The organism is Flavihumibacter cheonanensis, from assembly GCF_022352215.1.
GTDB classification, from domain to species: domain Bacteria; phylum Bacteroidota; class Bacteroidia; order Chitinophagales; family Chitinophagaceae; genus Flavihumibacter; species Flavihumibacter cheonanensis.
Genome location: NZ_JAKRWF010000005.1, coordinates 1 through 21,785, shown reverse-complemented (window position 1 = coordinate 21,785; position 21,785 = coordinate 1). Strand labels below are relative to the sequence as shown.

The following is a 21,785-nucleotide window of genomic DNA, read 5'->3' as shown; positions in this document are numbered from 1 at the left end:
AACTAATTTAAAGGATTGGCTACCAAATTTTCCACCAGGGTTTTGTTTGTTCGGATTTGTCAGTCCCTGCTGTTACTGCCCAAAACTCCTCTTTAAAGGGCAAATTTGTAAATTCCTTTGTCACCAGATGCACATATGGATAAATTGCGTCTTCGCTTCCATTTTTAAATCTTTTGATTACTTTTTGAATAGGCCAAATTTGACCGTCATTAGGAAGTTTTAAAAGAACATTTATTTCAGCATTTGGGTCGCTTTCGTCAGTTACCCAATCAGCACCTTTTACATTTTTAATAATTGTCTCACCAACATATGATCCAATTGAAAAAAGTATTGGACCAAACCCTTTTCCATAAAGGCGTCCACCTTTTTTAGGTACTCCATTCTTCATATTTACGGCAAAAAACCTATCCACTTCAATTATACTATCAATTGAGTAATCAAGTTTGAAGCCGTCAGCCGCAAATGCTTTTACTATCCAATCTGATTGAGATTTGATGTCTTCCCTTAATGTTGCCATAGTTAAACTATTATATTTTGGTTGTCCTTTCTGTGTCGATGCCTAAACTGACCAATGTTGGCCGGTACTTTGGCGATGTGCAAGTAATGAAGCACCGGTCCTCCATACCTGGAATATCCTATAGATATTTCAATTTCAGTGTGTTTAATAACTATTAGCCGTATTGGAGCTTTCATATAGGTGGCTAACATTAAAATGGCCCGTAATGGAAAAGTATTGCCGAAAGTTAGGCAATGAACTATTGAAGTATGGACTTAATTACGCAACTGGGCTGAATCGGTTAAACGATTGCCAATACTTGTCTTTATAAATATCATAAGATATTTCAACTGGGTCTTCATAGTGCTTTTGGAGTTCAAATAGAACTTTTGAAGGTTTTCTGAAATCTTTGCAAGCAAAGTAAATCTTTCTGATGTTATTAGCAGTTTGTCTGCCGATGTTTAAATAGCCTTCAAAATCTCTAAGCTCTGCCATAATCTGCTCTTCAATTTCGTCAAGCAGTTTATACGTGTCCTCCTCAGGCATGCCATTGTTTTTGCTACCATCATAAAGAATTTCTACCAATAAAATCCATGGGTGAGAAGCTTTTCTGTCCCACTGAAGTAAATCGGTATTGACGACGGCAATTAAGGCATTTCCACTTTCAAGTTGAGCCTCCAAAATAGAGTACTGATCATTTTCGGTGCTGTGTCTTAATCCTTCATACTTTTCAATAAATTCCTTTTGCCGCCACCTCAAATAATCTTTTAGCTTATCGATTGGAATTAACTCTTTCTCTGCTTCATTTTTCCCGATAACGTTTAGAGTATCTATGGATACAGCAAAATCTAATTCTCCAAGGTAGTTATCAAGGAAAAGGTAAACACCGTTGGTTATCGTAGATTTATTTTCTTCTGTGTAATCAATATGTACAATGGTAATATCAATCAGGTCAGGGTATTCAGAATGATCAGTTGCATAAAAGAGTATATTCTGATCATTGAATTTGAAACCTGTCATTTCGATATAAATGTCATTGATGTTTAATGCAGGTTTAAGAGCCGTGAATTTCCATCCTTCGATCTTTGGGGCTGTCTGAATAAGTTCTTCAACAAAAATAATGTTTTTGACGGCTCCTTCAGCTGTAATCACCAGTTCAGCGGTATTGTCATTGTACTTGCCTATCAAAAACCAAAAACCATCCTTTAGTTCATTAAGCTTAGGAGAAAGTTTATCAAAAAAATCCTCCTCCACATTTCCATGTCCATTTACGACTTTATAAAACGTATTTGCGTTTTTCTTAAACCAGTTCCAGAAATCGTTGTATGAATTAATGGGTTCGTCTTTTCTCTTGAAGATGTTTTTTAAAATACTCATAGTTCAATTATCGCTGTTGTCATCGGCGGAGTGTCTAAATTAGCCTTGCCACCAACGGGCTCAATACATCACATCTCCTCATTGCTTCGCCACATGAGTCCCATTTCTGGGAAACACAGGACAAGTACCAACAATATACCTATTCCCTAACAATCCTGCAAGCATGACCATACTTTTATCCCGGAACACTTTGGCATTTTGGGTAATACTTTCAATTTTGCCATAGACATTCCAGGTGATATTAGTAATGGTATCCTTCACATCCTGAATCAGGTTCCCATTGGCATCGTACACATAGTTGTTATCTAATTGGCCTGTCCGGATATCATTATACTTGGGATAATTGGCAGCGTTGGCATCAGCTGTGATATCAACTACCTTATGTACCTGATTCGTATTCGGCTTGTAGGAATAGGTCAAATTATCCATGCCGGATCTTGTGGCATCTGCATTCCGCTGGCAGGTCAGAATATTCCCATGTGGATCATACCTACTCCGCCCCCTGTAGTCCGGGCTTAAGGAGGCCGTAAAACTGCCAGCTGACGGATTCAGCCCGTTGAACATATCCATTATGACCAATCGGTTCAATTGATCATACTTGTAATTATACACCTTGGTTGTACCTAAGATCGGCCCAAATACATCCTGTGCTACTGGTTTGGCTTCGGTGGTATCAGTGCCATTGGTTAAACTTCCTCCCATAGCAGGATTTATCCCTTTTAACCACCCCTGCAGGGTATAGGCATGATCCAGCCCCTGCACATTGAGTTTGCCCAGGATAGTCCTGGCCAATGGTCCATGGGCATGATACTGTCTCTGCCACTATATACCTGTGTCAGCCAGTATTCAGCATCGTACTCGTAGCGGTGATAATAAGCATCCGACTTACCGGGTTCGTAATTAACATGTTTCACCTTGCCACTGATCAGGTCATAGTTATAGCCAATTTTTTTGTGGCAAAATCCCGAATATTTGTCAACAAAAAAATATAATAGGAGGAAATAGTACTCAATTATTCGGATTTTGAGAGAAATATTCGATATAAATAATCATCACAATTCTGCATTAGACTTTATTTTCTTGAAATAAATATCTGATAAGGTTTGTTGATTTTTTCTAGGTGTTGCTGCATTTATTAAAATCAAAGTATCTCCGTTTTCTTGAAATGGTCGAGTGAATTGAGAACCTGAATAATTATTTTCGTTTATATATTTAAAACTATCAAAAAGAATCCAACACCATTCATTTATAGTTCCAGCTTTCCATCTACCAGAAGTATCATACAAAAATGGGACTTCAAAATTCATTCTAAATGTAGAATCTGAATAAAAAGTCAAAATTAAATTCTTGTATACATCCGAGTCGTTAATATAACCATCACTCAATTTAGTTCTACTTAAGTCAAGTCTATAATCACCTAACACTTGTCTGAATGTTTGCTGCCTACTTACATCTGTTCCGTCACTGCAACTAAAGAGACTCATTAATAATAAAAATTGCAAATAATAAAAACTCAACTTTCTATTTAATTTCATTCAATTGTATTTGGAGTTAATAAATTAAAAGTTTGACTAATATTCCCAAATGGCGTTAGATTTTGAGGAACCCTTGAATAGGATTTTGGCCAATTTAAATTATCTTTTTCTACCCATATGGCTTTCCACAAAGCGCCCGATGTTAAACTAGTAATATTAAATATTGAAACTTGCAACATAATAGCATCGGTCTTTTTTATTGTTATCGATAATGAGCAAACAAATCCTCTTATTGATGAGAACATAGTTCCTGTCCTCAGAATATCTTTTGTTAACTCTTTGCCACCAAATGGGGATTAGTACGACTCACCATCCTTTATTTCACCATTTCTGAATTTTAAAGAGCATCTTTTAAAACATCTGATTTAAAAATTTACTACTGATTATGCCATTGGTTGGAAAATTGTAATTTTCCGCACCTTCCCCAGATTCAAAATTTATCATTAACCTGTATGAGGAAATTCCGGATAAACTGAGCACTAAATTCCGCAAATAATTGATAAATCGATTCTGGTCTAAATTGATTACCGATTTACAAGGCTAATTAATAATTGTTGGTGATATGAACGAGGCGAATTCAGATCCCATTTTTCATCTGTCAACAAAACAAGACTAATTTTTTTAAATACTAAAATGGCACTAACTGATCTCCGGACTCCACTTGTTTTTTGTAAGCCAGAAAGAATTCTGCTTTTTCATGGAATCAGTAAACTTAGTCAACTTCGGCTTGTTCTTGTGCCTTAAGTCGGTTTTCCTTTGGGCATTGGATGCGACATAAACACCTGCTGTTCGACCCCTTTTTGCCTTATTTCTCTTTAATTCTCTACTTATAGTAGAGGCATCGACGCCAAGCTGTTCAGCGATTTTATTTTGTTTAATGCCTGCCTTAATCAAGGCTTCAATCTGGTATCTTTGCACCAAACTGAGTAGCTTGTAATTTTTTGACATAAGCAATCCAAAGATTGCACTACTCAGTCAAATGACAAAATGAGCTCAAAATCATTTTGTCATTTGTTTTCAAAAAATGCACTTATCTGTTGAACTCAGCTTATTGAATCGAATTATTTACAATTTTTAACTGAACAAGAATGATACATTTTTTATTGTGTTAATTTTTGAGACCAATTATCACTCCCGACAATTAATTTGAACAGAAAAGGAGATTGAAAATAACCATCATCGTAGTTACTTAAACTAGTAAATTTAATCCCTAAATTCATATCTCCAAATCCTCCTTCTGTCCATCCAGACACGATAATATTTCCATCATTAAGAATTAAATAGACCCATTCTTCATCTGTATAAATTTCTTTCACTTGTCCTCCCTTAAATGGAATTTCCATTTCCTCATAATCTATTAATGAAATTGAATTAGTTTCTTTTTTAAAACCACCTAATCGCATTGAATAAAAGTCATTAGTGGTCTTTATTAAAATCCAATCCAAATCTTCTCTTTTTGGTTTATAAACACATTGAATAACTTCACCAACCATATGTTATTTATTTAAATCAACCGAATATTTATACCAATAATATAGGCCAACATCTGAATAGGTATCCATAAGCCAATTGTAGAATGGAGAATGACCATTTAGACTCTTTCTTTCTACATAATGTTGTGCAGCCTCACCTTTTGCTTTTACTCCGTATATAGCACCTTCTATCATAAGCCCTTCTCCTACAAATCTTAATGCCATTTTACCATATCTAAACATTTTGGTTCCAACACTTGATCGAGAAAATCTACTTCCGCCTGCCGCTCCAGATTTTTCCATTTCGCTAATCAATAATTCCTGACCTTTTGGAACTGAAACACTTGAAACCCTACTTTTTACTGCATCCTCTTTAAGAACAATAAATCTCTGGCTAGTTTTGCTCGCGTTCTCAGCCTCAATTATGAAAGTATCATCACCTGAATTTTTCATAAATAAACGCGCTTTTTCATTTCGAATAGCATTTAATTGCTTCAATTCATCTTTACTTAATTTAGCATTATCAATATTTGATAAGCCAAGTTCAGCTTTTGCTTCATTGAAAAAACCTCTCCATTGCTCATATTTAATGATCTTGGCACCATCAGTATTGATCGCAGCTTTAAATTGAACAGGTTGATCTGCTACTCCAGCACCCGCTTTTGTACCACTTGGGTCCGTCATAAAATAATTCCATCCACTTGGTGCATTAAATCCCCCATCTAAAATTTTAATTCCATCGGCTACCGATGTATTATGATAAGCAGTCACAGGAGGATCTCCAAGTCCCAGATAGTCTACAATGTTTACCGGGCTGTTCCTATGATACACATAAGGAGATTGCCAAGGATATTCAGATGCCTTGGGATCTATACTCATCATTCTTCCAATTCGTGGACTATACTCTCTAAACTCAAAATGTATTGTATTTCCAATGCCACCTATTTCATTATCCATCTCCTTCCCATTAAACCCATACCTAAAACTACCCGCATTAAACTTCCTACCTGGCATCAACATGCCGAAAGGATAATAATCATTGGCGCTGCGGATGTCTGCCAGGTAATGGCGAACGGTATCGCTGGTTACTTTTACCTGCTGCACCCGATCGGATAGGGTGACCAGTACATTACCCAGATGGTTGCTTAATTCAAAGAGCTTCTCGCCTCTCGTAAATTTATAACTATAAATTTTACCAAATGAATTCGCCAGGGCAAAACTGGAATCCGGGGCCAGGTGCCGCGTTACTATACCCAGCCGGTTGCTGCCGTAGAGATGCACTTCTTCCTGGTTGATTTGTCCGGCTGCAGGCTTGCGATACACACTCAGCACATTTCCGGAGGCATCCCGCACATAATAGGTGGTATCGGTAGTAGTTGCCTTGATGATGCGATTGCCGGCTGCATCATAGGTGTACCGGATCACCTTGGCATTCTGGGTAATACTTTCAATTTTGCCATAGACATTCCAGGTGATATTGGTAATGGTATCCTTCACATCCTGAATCAGGTTGCCAATGGCATCGTACACATAGTTGTTATCTAATTGGCCTGTCCGGATATCATTATACTTGGGATAATTGGCAGCACTGGCATCAGCTGTGATATCAACTACCTTATGCACCTGATTGGTATTCGGCTTGTAGGAATAGGTCAAATTATCCATGCCGGATCTTGTAGCATCTGCATTCCGCTGGTAGGTCAGAATATTCCCATTTGGATCATAACTAATCCGCTCCCTGTAGTCCGTGCTAATGGAGGCCGTAAAACTGCCAGCTACCGGATTCAGCCCGTTGAACATATCCATTATGACCAATCGGTTCAATTGATCATACTTGTAATTATACACCTTGGTTGTACCTAAGATGGGAATATTTACTGCCATCGCTGCAATGTTTCCATTGTAAAGTGGTGCAGCATAGGTTGTTAGGGCGTTCAATACCGAACTTGCCTGGGGATTAAACCAGATCGCCTTATAATCACTTTTATAATAATGCAAACTGAACCCAAATACATCTTGCGCTACTGGTTTGGCTTCGGTGGTATCAGTGCCATTGGTTAAACTTCCTCCCATAGCAGGATTTATCCCCTTTAACCAACCCTGTAAGGTGTAGGCGTGATCCAGCCCCTGCACATTGAGTTTGCCCAGGATAGTTCTGGCCAATGGGCCATGGGCATAGTACTCATAACTTGCCTCCCGCTCTGGGAAAAGAAGCAGCATGATACTGTCTCTGCCACTATATACCTGGGTCAGCCGGTTTTCAGCATCGTACTCATAGCGATGATAATAAGCATCCGGCTTGCCCGGTTGGTAACTGACCTGATTCACTTTACCACTAATAAGATCATAGTCATACGCAATTTTTTTATAACGATAACCCGGATCGGAGGGGATATTGTTCATGCCATTTTTGACGCCATTGGGTGACCCAAAGTCCTGCACAATGGTATCTACATTGCCCTGGATATCGTAGGAATAGTAAGTAGCGGATGCCGGCAAGGTTTGGGTCGCAAGATTAATCACTTCCGTATAGCTGACCCGGTTACGCAGGTTTCTTTGTTTTAAAGCGGTCTCCGGCAATAAAGACATCGGTAAATCATACACCGTCTGCGTTATCTGGTTTCTGCTATTGGCTGCAGTATTCAGCCAGTTCTGAAGACTGGTAGCATTTTTGGCGATGGCATCCGTCATGGATGAGCCTCCGGTAATCTGTCCTACCTGACTGATTCTGCCCAATGCATCATATAAGGTGTAGCTATAGACATTACCCGCGAGCTGCTGTTTGGCATTCTGACTTACGACGAGCCGTCCCAGGCGATCATACCAAATTGTAGATCTTACTTGGTTGAATCACTTTTAATAAGCTGTCATGGGTCAATAATTCTTGGGTATCAAGATCAGATTCAGATGGCCACCCTTCCATTTCAAAAACAACAGCCAAATTGGGACGGAATTCAGCTTCCCATTTGGAAATAAGTACCTGGTTAACTTTTAACTTCTAAGCCGGTTCTGCTAGGTGTACTGGCCTTTTTTGGCCTCCAACGCAACTTTAGCTTTGAAACGGGTATAAATTGAAGACGTTTTTGTTTTTTCGTCTTGGCTTCTTAAAGAATTGAATATTTTATAACAAAGCCTGTTGTCTGATATTGTAAGAGTATTATAAACTATTTAAAAATGATTTTGAAAGCCTTCATTTTTTATTCACATTAGTAGCATTTTCATCCACATTGTTCATTAATATTATATTCAATGTATTTAAAGAATATCTTTAATAATTCATCAATTTCATGCCTATTATTATTGTATATATCTACTTTCAATTCTCCATTTATAAAAAGCTGAACTCTACGAGCATCATAAATAAAACCTCCGACATCTTTATCTGAAACAGAATACTTTTTAATTTCACTTTTCAAAAACAATAAATCTTTTATTGAATCAACCGAAAATGTGTCTTTTTTTAGAATCTCATAGAAAGAGACAAAGCTATCCTGATAGAATTCTTTACTTAAACCTTGCATCGCTATCCCAAAACCTAGAGAATCAAATGAAATTTTCTGTACACATTCTCCTGGTCCCCTAATTAGTAAATAAACTTCATTGCTTTCCTCGCAAGGTTTTTCCGTTGAATAATTAATACAACCAATAAAAAATAGTAGCAGAATTATGCAATTAACTATTCTCATATTTATTAATTAAACATTATTGTCCGACTAAAGTAATTGAATTCAGGGCATAAAAAAGGGCAGTTCCGAAGAACCACCCAGATTAGTGTAATCGGTAAATAAGAATACAGAGTTTTTCGCAAATAAGAATACAGAGTTTTTGGCAACAAGCCTGCAGAACTTTTGGCAACAGGGAATACAGAGAAATTGGCAACAAGGAATGCAGAACTTTTTCTTTCCCCGGCCGCGGCCGGGGAAAGAAAAAAAGAGATTTGCCGGAAAATTGCTCCGGATTTATGAATGCATATGCGAAAAAACTCATGACTTATCATACGGTACATCAATTGCATCGGGATGGATTATCAATCTCCCGGATCAGTAAGGAACTGGTGCTGGATTGGCGTACAGTCAAAAAGTACCTGTCGATGACGGAATCTGACTACGAACAGTTCCTGCAGAACCAGTCGGAACGCAAAAAAGATCTGGAGCCCTATGAAGGGTTTGTAAAGGCCCGTTTGACGAAGTACCCGGAGACTTCTGCTGCTCAAATGCACGATTGGCTGAAAGAGCATTATCCTGATTTTCCAGCGGTTGACAGCAAAACGGTGTTCAATTTTGTTTGCTGGGTTCGTCAAAAATATCATCTGCAAAAGGTGGTTGTGCAGCGTGATTATGCTATGGTTGCTGAGAGTGCCTATGGTGCACAGGCACAGGCAGATTTTGGTGAATACAATCTTCGTAACAGCCAGGGCAGGCACGACCACACGCTTCACTACTGAATTGTCGATACTGGCACATCAGCAGGCGTTTGCGTACCTGGAAGGTAATCCAGCTACGGTGGTGTATGATCAGGACCGGTTGTTTTTGGTCAGCGAAAACTATGGCGATATTATTTTGACTGAAAAGTTCCGGTTCTACAGTTGGGCTGTCGGTTTTGCCCTTCACTTCTGTCGGAAAGGAGATCCGGAAAGCAAAGGGAAGATTGAAAATGCAGTGAAGTACGTGAAGCAAAACTTTCTGTATAACCGTCCTTTTGATGATATTGAAACCCTGAACCAGGAAGCCTTGGCCTGGCTCTGCCGCACCGCAAATTGTCTTGCGCATGCCGTAACCCGGAAGTCGCCGCAAGCCGAATGGGACATTGAAAAGCACTACCTGCGTCCGGTGACAGCTGTTCTGGCAGCACCAGCCGACGAGCACTGGTACACGGTTCGAAAAGACAATAGTATCTCCTTCAAAGGCAATTTTTATTCCCTTCCTCTGGGCACCTACAAGGGGAAAGGGTCGCGGGTAAACTTGAAAGCAGAAGAAGGTCAGCTGCTGGTTTTTGATGAACAAGGCGTGCTGCTGTGTACGCATCCGCTATCCGTTAGCAAAGGTCATAAGATCATCAACAACGATCACAAACGGGATAAAGGTATACGGGGGGAAGAACTGATCCGCCAGGTCTGCAATATGCTGGAGGAGCCTGAGCTTGGGGTAGCTTTTATGGAAGCTGTCCGGCAGGCCAAACCCCGCTACCTGCGTGACCAGGTACTATTGTTCCGCCAGGTCATTGAAAGTTATCCCCGGTCCATCATTCACCAGGCATTGCAATACAGTACGACGCACCGACTCAATAGTGCGGTAGACTTTAGAAGCGTAGCCGAACATCTGCACACCCAACAAGCAACTGAATCAGCTGGTGCAAGAATCATCCACATGAATCCCTTCACCGGTAAAATGCCAAGTGAAGCCTTTATTCAACCGGCTACCAGCTCCATCGCCGACTATTACGAACTATTTTAATGCAGCATCAACAATAATACAGACAAATGGAAACAAGACAACAAATCAGACACTATTGCCAACAGTTCCGCATGAATGGCATCCAATCCGAACTCGATGAACTCATCAGAGATGCTGAAGATCGCAACAGCGGTTACCTGGAATTAACGGTCAAGCTGTTGCAGGCAGAAGTCACACACCGCGAACGAAACGACCTGTCCAACCGACTCCGGGTAGCCAAATTACCGCCCTCCTGTGACCTCGCTTTGTATGACCACGCCGTAGACAATGGCCTGACTAAATCTCGCATGAACCAGCTCAAAGAACTCAACTGGCTCGATCAGGTGTATAATGTTATCCTGATGGGGCCATCCGGAACAGGTTATGTAAAGCAAATGATAATGTAAAGTAGAATAGGTAAAGCGTTGTCAGACAAGTACTCTAAGGCATTCTACTGTACATTATCTTTTTAATTTACTGGAAGTTTTTCAGCCATTCCAAAAGATTATCATTATCCACCCATGTAGGTACTTCTCTTTTAATAACATCAGCATATGCTTTTTCTATTGCCATACGCTTTTGTTTAGAGTCTACTCTAGCATAAACTTCCGTTGTTTGCACTGACTCATGACCAAGTATATCTCGTATGTAGACCAGATTTACACCGGCCTGTAAAAGATGCATTGCTTTAGAGTGCCTCAGAGAATGTGGACTGATTTTTTCTGGTATCAATTTGGGATCTTCGCTTCTTGCCATATTTGCATAATGTTGAAGAACATACTGAACACCAGAACGTGTTAGTTTTTCCTTCCTAGTGTTATAAAATAATGGATAGAGGTTTGCATTCGGCTGTAGTAAATGATTTTTCTCCATGTAACATTTTAAATGCGCAACCTCTTCATCCATAAGGGGAACTATTCTCGCTTTGTTTCCCTTACCCATCAGTTTAATTGTAAAAGGTTTTGTAAGCCGTACGCAAGAAGGAGTAAGATCAATAATCTCCTGCACTCTTGCAGCCGAGTCATACATTAGCGCGAGCATAGTCAGATCCCGCCTCCCTTTTTTTGTTGATAGATCAGGTTGCGCAAGCAATAGCTTAATACCTTCCACAGTTAAATAGTTCATAGAACGCTTCTTTACTTTCTTCACCCTGATGGAGAGTATTCGTTGCCACTCATTTATTTTTTCAGGAGCTTCGTACTGTAAAAAATTAAAAAAAGAGTGGATAGCCGCCAGACGAACATTTCGGGTAGAATCACTGCAGTGTCTTGCTTGTTGCAGCCAGTCTAAAAATTCAACCACACACTCTTTGGTAATATCCTTTAGAAAGAGCCGGTTTACTTTGATACTTTTTTGCGACTCAATAAAGCTGATAAAAAGAATAAATGTAAACCTGTAAGAGCTGATTGTATTCGTGCTCATGCCTCTTTCGCACGGAAGTTATTTTGATAAAAAATCGGTAAGTGCTTTGGCAAAATCAGTCGGTTTCATAGCTGTCGGTTTTACTGTGGTCAGGGAAGATATGCGGGCAGATTTTATTTACACCTGCAATAATTGAAGGATACATTTCTGCTGTCAGCCGCACATATTTGTCAGTGGCGCTAAGGGATTGATGACCCAGGTAAGTAGAGAGTATTGGAAGTGAATAATAAAGATCGACTCCTTTTTGTGATAATGCTGCTAGAGAGTGAACAGCAAAAGTATGGCGGAAGTCATGCAGCCGGGGTCCAGCTTTTCTGCCGCCGTGAGAGATGCCTGCTTTAAATAGGATTCTTCTAAACCATTTGTATGCAATGTAATGGGATGGGATGGTGCCAGCCGGATTCACAAACAAATGATCCACACCCTTTAGTACCGGTCGTTGACTTCTGTATTTTAAATAGTCTTGCAACACCAGTGCCATGGAGGGCATAAATGGTATGAGCCGCTGTTTACCGTTTTTACTGTCCCGCACTTTTAGGTGCCCCAACTCTACATCTACATCACTGATGGCAAGACTCATGGCTTCACCCACCCTTATTCCTGTAGCATATAGCAGCCTGATGAGTACAGGTAGGAAGAACATGCCTGTATTGGGATTTTTAATAGGTGTTTTAATTCCGTCACAGACTTTTAAAAGCCGTAAAATCTCTTCTTGGGTAAAAATGTAGGGAGTATAAGAGCTCTTAAAACTGGGCATATCTGGAACATGGCTGGGATGGCCGGTGTTATTTAAGAAAAAGGCAAACTGACGGATGATCTGTATTCGGTTAACTCTGCTCTTATCCGATTCATTAAGTTGCTTTGCTCCAACAATGTTGGCAAGTTCTCTGGTTATACCAATAGAACTTTCTTCTCGTTCATGTGCGATTTTATCCAGCTTTCCCAGCTCATATTCTCCTGCATGATATTTAAATCCTAAACTCCTTTTCAAGGAAAGGAAGTCGCATATTGAAGGTCCGTAAATGCTATAAAAATATCTAGGCATGATACCCTCCTTTTTGTTCATAAAAAGAAAATGGTACTGGGGGAACGTCAAGCGAACATTCCTTTAACGCAGAGGTGTCTATACGCAGATAAAACATAGTGGAGTTGCTGGAGGTGTGACCCAGGGCCTCTGATATCACCGGCAATGGCGTAGACTCTTGTAGCAGATGTGATGCAAAACTGTGACGAAGCGCATGTGGCCCGTGTTTTCGATTCTGTAAATTGATCCCTGCACGTTTCAAATAAAACTGAACGGCGTTTCCCAGGTCATGAGAAGCTATACGGTTATAGGGGTATACTACCTGCAGGAAACAATGCTTTTCAAAGGACTGAGGCCTGCCATATTTTAGATAATCAATGAGTGCGTTGCCCACCTCTGGAAGGATTGGGAGGGTGATTGGCTTCGCAGTCTTCTTTTGTTCAAAGTTGAACTCATTAGTAATCCAGGAGATATTTTCAAATTTAAGGTTCGCAATGTCAGATGCTCTCAAGCCAAGTTTTAGGGCAAGTAAAAACATGGCATAATCCCTTTTCCCCTTGGGGTTGCCTCTGTCAATGGCGCCTAAAAACAGTTCGATCTCATCTTTGGTGAAGGTGGACGGAAGCCGAGACTGCTGTTTATAATTATCGGATGGTATTACTCCAGAGTAATCCTTAGCGACCAATCCATTTTGATACAGGAACAGGGCAAAGTTCCTCAATATATATAGGGCCACGTGCCTTGCCGCAGGTTTTGATGTATCGAGTTGAGTGATAAATTGTAAATACTCTGCATGGTTTATTCTGTTGGCCGATCCTATCCTTCTATCATTTAAAAAGCAAAGGAACGAATGAAGATATATCTCATAGTTGTTTATGGTTACAGGCGAAAGACAGTAATTTCTTTTCCTAAAATCTATAAAGACCTGCATTGCCTTACCGATGGCTCCATTAAACTCCTTTGGCGTTTTTTTTCTCATTCCCAACAACACCTTGCCGGTATTTTGAAAATCAACCAGGGCTTCAATTTTACTAACGTAGTTTTGTTTGCTAAGGGGAAGGTCTTCGTACCTATAAGTTCCGAGTTCCGATATAAGAAACGCCTCTCCGATTTTAGGGGTGTAAATTTTATGCTTGTGCAAGGCCATGTAAGCCTTTAATCTTTCCCAGGCGGTAAGGTATCGCCTGATAGTACCCTCTGACCTTTTGATGCTTCTTAAATACAGGAGAAAGTCTTCTGTCAATTCATCAATGGTTTGCTTTTTTAGATCCATTGTTATGTTTTTAAAAATTAGTAGACACTATCGTCTACTTTAATTTAAAAACATAATGCTAAGTAACTTAAAATAGGTATAATTGATAATCAGGAGATTAAATAAAATACTTTGCATTATCATTTGCTTTACATAACCGCAATTATGTAAAGCTTTACATAATTGCGGTAAGACATACCTGGCAGCCGGCCTCTGCGCAGAAGCTGTCAACAAAGGGTATAAGGCTTACTTCCGGACCATGGATGAACTCATTACCATGCTTAAGATGAAGGAGATTACTCGAACTGCGAAGGGCGATTACAAACGGCTCTGTAAAGCAGACCTTATTGTTATTGATGACATCATGCTCTTCCCGGTAGAAAAAGCAACTGCCGTAACCCTGTTCAACTTTATCAATCAACTCTATGAAAAAACATCCTTCATCATTACTACCAACAAAAAACCGGCTGAATGGGCTGAGATGTTAGGCGATGAAGTACTTGCTACCGCATTACTGGATCGATTACTCTACCGCTGTGAAATAATTAACCTGTCAGGAAAGAGTTATCGTATCCAAAATAGAAAGACAATATTCTCTGATTAATTTTTACTTATTCTGCATTCTATGTTGCCAAAAACTCTGTATTATTGTTGCCAATTCTTCTGCATTTTTAATTGCCAATTTTTCTGCATTATTAGTTCCTGATTACAATTAGTTAAGTTTGGTTTACCATCCCCTCCATACTGATTGGTAGAAACATCTGAAATTTGGCCAAGCACAAAGTAGAAGGTATTACGCTACGTAATAACAATGGAAGCCAATTTATTGATACCGTAATCCCGGAATACCGACAGGAACAAGGCGTTAATCAGGAATTCACACATGTGGCTGTACCAGAAGAAAATGCGTTTATAGAAGCGTATAATTTTTTGATTGAACGCACCATAGAACAACGATATGAATTTGAATCAATCTATGAGGCTGGACTGGTGTTGAACCGCCTAGTCCACCATTAGCCGCAAAGCTGGAGGAAAAGTCAAGGCCGGCGATTGGGGGCCAGGTAGCGCCAGCCATCGCCGCTCCGTGTAGCCATTACTTTTCTAGAGGCGGGGCTACCTTTGCTGCGAGCGGTAAAAGGAATTAAAATGGTCCAAGTAACATAGATCTTTTCCCCAGTTTTTAGGGGTTTAAGAAACATCGCGCCGAACATGTGGATTTCGACTTAAAGGACTTTGTCTTGATTTTTTCTTTTTCTGCATAATAAATTGTTTGGTGACAAGCTATTTCAGGACAAAACAACCTTCAAATCCGTTTTGCCAGATTGGAAATTCCGTACAATCAGTCAATTTGCCCCGGAAACAAGTGGTCAGTTAGAAGTAGAATAAAGTGTTCAGATTGCGCGGAATTTCCATACTTAAACGAGTATATCGAAATAATTTATGCTAAAATTTATAATCGTTCCAGCGTATAAACTATTTTTTTTATTCGATTAGAAATAAACGAAACAACAACTAGTTTGTAATTCTTGAAGTGCACTGTTGGATGGAATATAACTAAGGTATTTTTCGCATATTCATTTTTTTTATTAATAAGTTCTAAATCAATCTTATTTATTCTTTTATGTAATCTTTTTTCCTTTGAAACAGAAAAGTTTTCATCTTCAAGCAATTCTATAGACTTTTTTAAAAGTTCCTCATAACGTTTAATTTTTCTATTCTCAGATTTAGTCAGAACAATTGTATCCTTTAAAAGCAAGAAATCATTGATATATATTTTATTCAAATTAACATCAAAACAATGTTCAAAATTTAAATTTTGGTTAGAAGGCTGAATAACGGATATAGAAATTTCTTTTAAAATAGATGTGTCATTAACATTAGCATAACTTATTATTCGTTCGAAGTTAATAGAATCTGAAGTTGCACTATAATACAAATTATTATACTTTATTAAATTTAGTGAGTCGATAAGCTTAACGTAATCTTTACAGTTTAGTTGAGCTTTTAATGATTGAATGAAAAATAAAAAGCAAATTATTTGTATGGCTTTTTGTTTGATACCCATGTTTTAAACCTATTAGACTTTAGTATATTAAGTTTATCAGATTCTGGTATTGCCCCAGTAAGTGTTGAAGCGGTTTGACCACTCTATAAGAGAAATTTTATCTGAATATACAAGTTCCTTATGGACCCAATAACTTGCTTCACTCGGCATACAAATCTCAATGGACGGGAAGGGAAGAGCACTTGATCATGTTTGGATAGAACGTTTTTGGAGATCACTGAAATCCGACTATGTTTACTTAAATCCCGCTGATGATGGTTTTGAACTGTATGAAAGAGTTCAAAACCACATCAGCTACAATTACGATAAAATCCACCATACCACACGTGAAACACCCAACAGCCGATATGAAAAATCAATGCAAAATGCAGCCTGATTTAAAACTTAAAGAGAAGCCCAAATGGTCTCAATATTGGGGAGTGTTATAAATTTCATTTGCTACCTGTTCATCGTCCTGTGTTGCCGTTATAGTACTTGGTTTGCGTCCACGCAATCCTTCACCACGTTTATAGTAATAAGTGCTCCAGGAAATGGTTGACCATTGCAAGAGTTCCGTTGTGCGAACCATGGGATTCTTTTCAAATTGCTGTATCACCTTAACCGCTTCTGCTGGTGGGATTGACTTTTTTTTAAAAGCTCGGACTTGAACTCCCGTTCAATTTGCTGCTTCCTTCAATATTTTTTAATACCGGATTTGCTCTTCCAAGGCTTTGACTTCCGGATTGCGTTGCCGGGCATATGACTGGAGGTTGGTAACTCCGACTTCATTAAAGCTTTCTCTCCAGCGACGTAACACGGTGTAGGATAGATTATGTTTCCGTAATGTTTGGCTCGTACCAAACTGATCTGCTTCGTTAATAATGGCGAGTTTTTCTTAAGCTTAAAAACTCCTTCTAGACTTTGACATGGTTTCTAAATTTACAGACTTAATTGTTTTTACAATTCTGTCCAGTCTTTTAGGGGGCTAAGACAACTGCAGGAAATATTTCACTGCCATCAAAATCACCATTGGGTTTCCAGTTTATCTTATTTCCAATTATATTACCATCTCCATCCGTAATATCTTCACTCGCATCACTTGATAATGAGGTTTCGCGAATCTCTACGCCAAACTTTTCGGAAGTAGAAAGTTCACTAAATCTTGACTGGAAATTCCGCGCCACCCAACCACTATGTTCCGCTGCTTAATGAGTAATAGTTTCCGGGGTAAAAAACAATTACATTTCGACCTCAACTTGACATCATTTCATATGTAAAACCGAATTCTGATAATCGAAACTAATGAAGATGAAAATAAAATAAAACAACTTTTAAACACTAAAATTATAGTAAATTTTAGTGGTCAATTTGCGCCGGAATAAAGTTGTCAAGTTCGGTGGAAATATCCACATAGAACATACAATTAATGTGCATAATAAGTAATATTTTCAAAAACAATTTTTTTCTCTGATAGTACTCTTATACGTTTCTTAGACAAATCTACCCATATTGTATCAATTGGGTTACTAAACACTGGCTTTAAATCATTATCAGTCATTAGCACAATTTCTCTATTAACTGAATCATATTCCCAGCTTCCTTTCGATAAAAATACTGATGGCCCAGAGCCATAGTAAACAAACGAATTATCTGGATTAATACTAAAAATACTTTGTCCCCCATAACCTTTATTATGCTTACTTTTATAATCTCTTCCGACCTTTAAAAACTTGCCAGAGGAGCAAGAGCAAAAAATAATTAGACTAGCATAAAGATATACTCTCATTCAAAATATTTTTATTTTGATACAAATCCTTTAAACATTGATGTTTTAGAATCTCTATATTTTACAAGCGAATGGCCTGGATAAATCGTAATTGCAGGGTTTACTATTCGGTGAGACATAAAAATTGGATGTAAATAAGAGCCAGTAGTTAGTGATATTGATGGCATTATTTGATAAGTTGGATCCAAACTTCGCACAAAAGCTCCATCAATATTTAATATACTATTCACATTACTTAATGTCCTCCTGTCAATTGCATATTGTCGTTTAAAAGCAGAAACCTCATCTGTCAAATCATGCAAGTAACCCCGACCTGATCCATTCGCTTTTAAATCCGTCGCGCCTCGATCAAATTGTGCACCATGTGTTAATTCATGTGCCAGACCGGCCATGCCATATGAGGCAGAGATATTTATATCAACAGACCCAGTAGCAGGATTATATGCAATTTCACCATCATTACCGCTATTAGAAGTATTTGACCAATTACTGTTTACGTGGTAATTTTGTGTAGAACTTCGCAAACTTGATATATCCGATAGCAAGCCATCAATTTCACTAACTATGGCTTTTGATTCAGCTAAATTGCCCTGTAGCCTATCCGTATTTTTCCCCTTGGATTCTCTTTTATCAATTCTTTTCTGAATTCTGGCTTGACGCGCTTCTTCACCTTTTTTAATTCTACCTGCTTGACTTTCTAATTTACTCACCATTGCAGTATCTCCGCTTATTGTCCTACCATCTGGATCAATTAACATGATAGGGTTATTCATTACATAAGTATATGGCGATACTGATGGAGTCTGGTCAGCCAATGGATCGATCACATGCCATCTTCCGATCTGTGCATTATACATCCTTGCTCCATAATCATACCACTCTAAACTAGCTCCATCACTAAACTCCTTTTCCTGCTTTTCCTTTCCATTGTACTCATACTTATTATCCAATTTCCCCATGGCTCGAGAACTGATACCCGCCATGGTCAACCCAAACGGATAATAATGCGTCTCTTCCAGAATAGGGCCCCGCGCGTGCGTCAGGTTAAAGTTATCAAAATATACTAATTCATCCGACTCATTGCTGAAGTATACATAGGCATACCCGTTTTTCTTGACCTGCACCGCATTGGCACCCATCCGTGACAGTGTTCCCCAACTACCGACCGTGTAGGTTACTGGTACCACTTTACTATTGGTGGCATCAAACTGGAACTGCTCATTGAACAACAGAATATGCAGGTAGGCTTTCGGAGCCTGGTTGGAACCACTGGTATTGTTGGGCGTATTCAGTGCATTGACCAGGGCTGTTTGAGCAGACAGGTCCGATCCCAGGCTGGCTGCCCCACTTTTGATTACACTACTTGGGGAGGCCGAGGTGGCGATCAAGGTAGCCAGGTTGGCCACCAGGCTATTAATGCCATTGGCACCTGTATTATTGGCATTGGTGGTGGTATAATAAAACTGGACGCTGGCCTGCAACGTATCACCACTCATTACCTTCAGTAGTTTGGCAGCGCCAATGGCCCCCTGGCTCTTACGGGTCAGCATCGCATTGGTGCCCGTACTGTGTGCGGTTCTACTGGCCACCACATTGATGCTTTGACCAGATTTATTCTCCCAGAACTTATCCTGATTTTGTACTTCTGCACCGCCTGCCGTCCCTTCGAAGCTTAAGGTCGGATAGGTTTCTGAACTGGTTTCTTCTGTTAGCACCATCCGTACATTGCCCAGGTGATCCTTTAAAAAATAATCATAGTGCAGCTGCGCTGGTGTAGCACCCAGAGCTTCCGTAAAGCGGATGCGTCCTTCCTCATGACCGATCAATTGTAACCGGTACGCATACTCCTCCACATTATTTACCTTGCGACTCTCATATACCAGCCCCATCACATAATCGGTCGTGGTTTCCACTTTGGTACCAGTAGTACTAATATCTTCGGTATATTTTCTCAGCTTATTGCCTGCTGCATCATAGGTGTAGACAATAACGCCCCGATTGGTAGTAGCTGTTTTACGGACCGTAATTTGTGCCGGAAGGTTTAAGTAATTATACACAATACCAGCAGTTCCTGTGGCACTGCCATCTGCCACGGCAATATCTTTATTCAAATCCTTCACCAGATTACCATTCCCATCGTACTCATAATCCACTGTTGCGGTTGTCTTAGATTGCGTATGATTCGAAGACACCTTAAAATCACCTAATAAACTTTGTGGATCGTTTTTATTGTCCTTTACCTGTAGTAACTGATTGGTGTTTAGGCGGTATGTATAAGCAAGGCTATCTATTGTTACGACATTATTGGGCATCCAGCCTAACTGACGCATGGTAAGAATATTGCCATTGGGATCATAACTTAGATTACTGGTAGAAAAATCCAATTTTGAGGTAACACTTTGAAGATAGGTTGAACTAATTAATCGATTAATCCGATCATAAGTAAATTTCAACTTCCTCATAACATTATCTTCCCCTGCCGTTTTCCAGTTAATAACAGCAATATTGCCATTATACAAATTGGTATTTTGCTGCCAACTGGTATTTCGATCGTAGCCAAGCTCCATAGCAAAATAACGATCTGCCCCCATACTGTTCACATGCTCTTGATTAATACCCAATAACCAACCCCGGATATTATACAAATAGGTGCTATTGGCAAGTACCCCTGAACCGGATGGCTTAGTCCCCAAATTTTTATCTTTAAGCTGCCCCAGTCCATCATATTTTAGTATTGCTGTAGTTTTATAGGCAGCAGGCAGCGTCCCATTATTCACCAGGCTATGACTTACCTTCTTTTCTATACTCGACTGCCGCCACAGGTCATCGTATGTGTATTTTGTTGCAACGAGGGTTGCCTGTTCGGAGCTACCGATTACCTGCTGGCGTACGATGCTATTCAACAAGGCTCCATTCCAGCTATACTGATTGCTTACAATATCTAATCCACCCACCAGGTTGTTGGTTTGGGATTGGATCATCCGCCCTTTGTGATCATACAGCATTACCCCATTTAACACAGTTGCACTACCTAACACTTTTGTTTTGGTGCGGGTGGGATTACCCAATGAGATCACCACCGGCAACGGTTCCTCACTATACGCCGGACTTGCCAGGTAACTTAGATCCATCAGAGCACTTGTTTTGTACGTAGCAACATAAGGAGTACTGGTAGTACAACAAGTGTAAAACACGTTATAGGCATCATACCCTGTTTCCGTTAACACTTCATCTGCAGTAAAACTGGAAGGCGTGGGATAAGTTGTGCTTGCATAGGCCTGATCACAGTGGTATTGGTGGTTTAAATAGTTGGTATTGTCTGTAACCATGCCTGTCTTAATCGGACGATTGTAATTATCATACAGTGTGTACAACCATTGCTTTTGAGCACGCATCACCGAGTCCTGAGCCATCACCAGGCGATCTCTTGCATCATACACCATCCGAACCTCCCCGGCTCCAGGTACCTTTTTAACAATCAGACGTCCACGCTTATCATATACGTAGTGGAAGCACTGGTATTTCGAGATAGTGGTATCAGATAAGTTCCAGGCATTTCCAGTTAACATCTCCACACCACGTGGCTGTACCACACATCGCAGTTGTCCTAAATTATCATAAATGTAATACGTACTAATAAATCCTGTGTATGCCCTTCCCAGACCAGTATCAGCGCCAGCTGTCCATTGCAGTTTTTTTAAGATCAATCTCCCCTCCTTATCAGTAAACTCCAATACCTGATTGCCTTGTTCGTCAGTGGTACTATTCTTATACAAAGCGCCAGCAGGATAAATGCCCGGAGACGTATACAACCCAATTTTTCCGAAGCCTGCTTGTTCAGTCACATTCCAAATTCTAATTGCATCCGCAGCAGTATTAAAATAACGTTTTGATTCCACTCCTCTTCCTGCACCTACCCAGGATTCTCCCGGTGCCATTTGTTTG

20 protein-coding genes and 3 pseudogenes are annotated in these 21,785 nt (G+C 39.6%); 5 read left to right on the top strand and 18 right to left on the bottom strand.

The window, feature by feature from the left end:
• Window positions 1–19 precede the first annotated feature (19 nt).
• The 8 genes and pseudogenes from MD536_RS19085 to MD536_RS19050 form a co-directional block, all read right to left on the bottom strand.
• Complete coding sequence (locus MD536_RS19085; RefSeq protein ID WP_239603057.1) at window positions 20–517, bottom strand: hypothetical protein; 498 nt, start codon at window positions 515–517, stop codon at window positions 20–22.
• 258 nt (window positions 518–775) lie between these two features.
• A complete protein-coding gene (locus MD536_RS19080) occupies window positions 776–1,873 on the bottom strand; it encodes a DUF695 domain-containing protein (RefSeq protein ID WP_239603055.1) in 1,098 nt (365 codons plus the stop codon).
• Between the two features lie 78 nt (window positions 1,874–1,951).
• The gene (locus tag MD536_RS19075; protein ID WP_239603053.1) at window positions 1,952–2,665 is read right to left on the bottom strand and encodes a hypothetical protein; all 714 of its coding nucleotides are present in this window, start codon (window positions 2,663–2,665) and stop codon (window positions 1,952–1,954) included.
• Window positions 2,666–2,925: 260 nt separating this feature from the next.
• Window positions 2,926–3,408, bottom strand: coding sequence for a hypothetical protein (locus MD536_RS19070; RefSeq protein WP_239603051.1), 483 nt, complete (start codon window positions 3,406–3,408; stop codon window positions 2,926–2,928).
• A 645-nt stretch (window positions 3,409–4,053) separates the two neighbouring features.
• A pseudogene (locus MD536_RS19065) lies at window positions 4,054–4,356 on the bottom strand (helix-turn-helix domain-containing protein); the annotation flags it as partial.
• Window positions 4,357–4,508: 152 nt separating this feature from the next.
• Window positions 4,509–4,901, bottom strand: a complete 393-nt coding sequence (locus tag MD536_RS19060; protein WP_239603047.1) for a hypothetical protein — start codon at window positions 4,899–4,901, stop codon at window positions 4,509–4,511.
• A gap of 3 nt (window positions 4,902–4,904) precedes the next feature.
• Window positions 4,905–7,616, bottom strand: a complete 2,712-nt coding sequence (locus MD536_RS19055; RefSeq protein ID WP_239603045.1) for an RHS repeat domain-containing protein — start codon at window positions 7,614–7,616, stop codon at window positions 4,905–4,907.
• Between the two features lie 482 nt (window positions 7,617–8,098).
• A complete protein-coding gene (locus MD536_RS19050; protein WP_239603043.1) occupies window positions 8,099–8,566 on the bottom strand; it encodes a hypothetical protein in 468 nt (155 codons plus the stop codon).
• A gap of 275 nt (window positions 8,567–8,841) precedes the next feature.
• Between MD536_RS19050 and MD536_RS19045 the strand changes: the two genes are divergently transcribed.
• From MD536_RS19045 to MD536_RS19035, 3 genes are read left to right on the top strand one after another with little or no spacing between them, the layout of a single operon-like run.
• The gene (locus tag MD536_RS19045) at window positions 8,842–9,324 is read left to right on the top strand and encodes a hypothetical protein (protein WP_239603041.1); all 483 of its coding nucleotides are present in this window, start codon (window positions 8,842–8,844) and stop codon (window positions 9,322–9,324) included.
• A complete protein-coding gene (locus MD536_RS19040) occupies window positions 9,269–10,333 on the top strand; it encodes a Mu transposase domain-containing protein (RefSeq protein WP_239603039.1) in 1,065 nt (354 codons plus the stop codon). The genes MD536_RS19045 and MD536_RS19040 overlap by 56 nt, the downstream gene beginning before the upstream one ends.
• A gap of 26 nt (window positions 10,334–10,359) precedes the next feature.
• Window positions 10,360–10,719 (top strand): ATP-binding protein, encoded by a 360-nt coding sequence (locus tag MD536_RS19035; protein ID WP_239603037.1) that lies wholly within the window; start codon window positions 10,360–10,362, stop codon window positions 10,717–10,719.
• Between the two features lie 67 nt (window positions 10,720–10,786).
• Here MD536_RS19035 and MD536_RS19030 read toward each other — a convergent pair whose 3' ends face one another.
• From MD536_RS19030 to MD536_RS19020, 4 genes and pseudogenes are all read right to left on the bottom strand, one after another.
• Window positions 10,787–11,467, bottom strand: a complete 681-nt coding sequence (locus tag MD536_RS19030; protein WP_369075816.1) for a tyrosine-type recombinase/integrase — start codon at window positions 11,465–11,467, stop codon at window positions 10,787–10,789.
• Between the two features lie 57 nt (window positions 11,468–11,524).
• Window positions 11,525–11,740: pseudogene (locus MD536_RS22110) on the bottom strand (site-specific integrase); the annotation flags it as partial.
• Between the two features lie 49 nt (window positions 11,741–11,789).
• Complete coding sequence (locus MD536_RS19025) at window positions 11,790–12,800, bottom strand: tyrosine-type recombinase/integrase (protein WP_239603034.1); 1,011 nt, start codon at window positions 12,798–12,800, stop codon at window positions 11,790–11,792.
• A complete protein-coding gene (locus MD536_RS19020) occupies window positions 12,772–14,031 on the bottom strand; it encodes a tyrosine-type recombinase/integrase (protein WP_239603032.1) in 1,260 nt (419 codons plus the stop codon). The genes MD536_RS19025 and MD536_RS19020 overlap by 29 nt, the downstream gene beginning before the upstream one ends.
• Before the next feature lie 175 nt (window positions 14,032–14,206).
• Between MD536_RS19020 and MD536_RS19015 the strand changes: the two are divergent.
• Together MD536_RS19015 and MD536_RS19010 are read left to right on the top strand one after the other, a co-directional pair.
• Window positions 14,207–14,614, top strand: a pseudogene (locus MD536_RS19015) (ATP-binding protein); the annotation flags it as partial.
• Window positions 14,615–14,778: 164 nt separating this feature from the next.
• Window positions 14,779–15,027 (top strand): hypothetical protein, encoded by a 249-nt coding sequence (locus MD536_RS19010; RefSeq protein ID WP_239603030.1) that lies wholly within the window; start codon window positions 14,779–14,781, stop codon window positions 15,025–15,027.
• Between the two features lie 433 nt (window positions 15,028–15,460).
• Here the strand turns inward: MD536_RS19010 and MD536_RS19005 are convergent, their stop codons facing one another.
• From MD536_RS19005 to MD536_RS18985, 6 genes are all read right to left on the bottom strand, one after another.
• Entirely contained in the window at window positions 15,461–16,075 is a 615-nt protein-coding gene (locus MD536_RS19005; RefSeq protein ID WP_239603028.1) for a hypothetical protein, read from the bottom strand.
• Between the two features lie 406 nt (window positions 16,076–16,481).
• Window positions 16,482–16,643: a hypothetical protein gene (locus MD536_RS19000; RefSeq protein ID WP_239603027.1), complete on the bottom strand. Its 162-nt coding sequence runs from the start codon at window positions 16,641–16,643 to the stop codon at window positions 16,482–16,484.
• A gap of 114 nt (window positions 16,644–16,757) precedes the next feature.
• Window positions 16,758–16,934: a helix-turn-helix domain-containing protein gene (locus MD536_RS22210; RefSeq protein WP_369075815.1), complete on the bottom strand. Its 177-nt coding sequence runs from the start codon at window positions 16,932–16,934 to the stop codon at window positions 16,758–16,760.
• Between the two features lie 97 nt (window positions 16,935–17,031).
• Window positions 17,032–17,238 (bottom strand): hypothetical protein, encoded by a 207-nt coding sequence (locus MD536_RS18995; RefSeq protein ID WP_239603025.1) that lies wholly within the window; start codon window positions 17,236–17,238, stop codon window positions 17,032–17,034.
• Window positions 17,239–17,477: 239 nt separating this feature from the next.
• Window positions 17,478–17,840, bottom strand: coding sequence for a hypothetical protein (locus MD536_RS18990; RefSeq protein ID WP_239603023.1), 363 nt, complete (start codon window positions 17,838–17,840; stop codon window positions 17,478–17,480).
• Between the two features lie 11 nt (window positions 17,841–17,851).
• On the bottom strand, window positions 17,852–21,785 hold a 3,934-nt coding region (locus MD536_RS18985), incomplete at its 5' end, for an RHS repeat-associated core domain-containing protein (RefSeq protein ID WP_239603021.1).

Excerpts from the sequence above, each read along its gene's own strand:
- MD536_RS19085 (WP_239603057.1), bottom strand. The coding sequence starts at position 517 with ATGGCAACATTAAGGGAAGACATCAAATCTCAATCAGATTGGATAGTA.
- MD536_RS19080 (WP_239603055.1), bottom strand. The coding sequence starts at position 1,873 with ATGAGTATTTTAAAAAACATCTTCAAGAGAAAAGACGAACCCATTAAT.
- MD536_RS19070 (WP_239603051.1), bottom strand. The coding sequence starts at position 3,408 with ATGAAATTAAATAGAAAGTTGAGTTTTTATTATTTGCAATTTTTATTA.
- MD536_RS19060 (WP_239603047.1), bottom strand. The coding sequence starts at position 4,901 with ATGGTTGGTGAAGTTATTCAATGTGTTTATAAACCAAAAAGAGAAGAT.
- MD536_RS19050 (WP_239603043.1), bottom strand. The coding sequence starts at position 8,566 with ATGAGAATAGTTAATTGCATAATTCTGCTACTATTTTTTATTGGTTGT.
- MD536_RS19045 (WP_239603041.1), top strand. The coding sequence starts at position 8,842 with ATGAATGCATATGCGAAAAAACTCATGACTTATCATACGGTACATCAA.
- MD536_RS19035 (WP_239603037.1), top strand. The coding sequence starts at position 10,360 with ATGGAAACAAGACAACAAATCAGACACTATTGCCAACAGTTCCGCATG.
- MD536_RS19025 (WP_239603034.1), bottom strand. The coding sequence starts at position 12,800 with ATGAACAAAAAGGAGGGTATCATGCCTAGATATTTTTATAGCATTTAC.
- MD536_RS19020 (WP_239603032.1), bottom strand. The coding sequence starts at position 14,031 with ATGGATCTAAAAAAGCAAACCATTGATGAATTGACAGAAGACTTTCTC.
- MD536_RS19005 (WP_239603028.1), bottom strand. The coding sequence starts at position 16,075 with ATGGGTATCAAACAAAAAGCCATACAAATAATTTGCTTTTTATTTTTC.
- MD536_RS19000 (WP_239603027.1), bottom strand. The coding sequence starts at position 16,643 with ATGGTTCGCACAACGGAACTCTTGCAATGGTCAACCATTTCCTGGAGC.
- MD536_RS18990 (WP_239603023.1), bottom strand. The coding sequence starts at position 17,840 with ATGAGAGTATATCTTTATGCTAGTCTAATTATTTTTTGCTCTTGCTCC.